At 43.8% G+C, this 274-nt stretch carries 1 pseudogene; it reads left to right on the forward strand.

Annotation, left to right across the window (positions count from 1 at the left end):
- A pseudogene (locus SB773_RS31620) lies at positions 1 to 274 on the forward strand (D-glycerate dehydrogenase); the annotation flags it as partial.

Consider the following 274-nt stretch of genomic DNA (forward strand, 5'->3'; position numbering starts at 1 on the left):
TACAAGGAAATTGCCGGAACAAATCATCGATGGTCTTAGTGGGAATTATGATGTCAGGATGTGGGACCAAGAGGATATACCGGTCCCTAGAGAAGTCCTTGAACAAGAAATGCAAGAAGTAGACGGGCTGCTTTGTTTGTTGACGGAACAAATCGACGAGTCACTGATTGAAAAGGCGGCTAATCTGAAAATCATCGCGAATATGGCAGTAGGCCATAATAATATTGATGTTCAAAGTGCAACTAAACGGGGCATCATGGTAACGAACACACCG

The sequence above is a fragment of the Bacillus sp. SIMBA_074 genome, assembly GCF_046534555.1.
Taxonomy (GTDB): Bacteria; Bacillota; Bacilli; order Bacillales; family Bacillaceae_G; genus Bacillus_A; species Bacillus_A mycoides.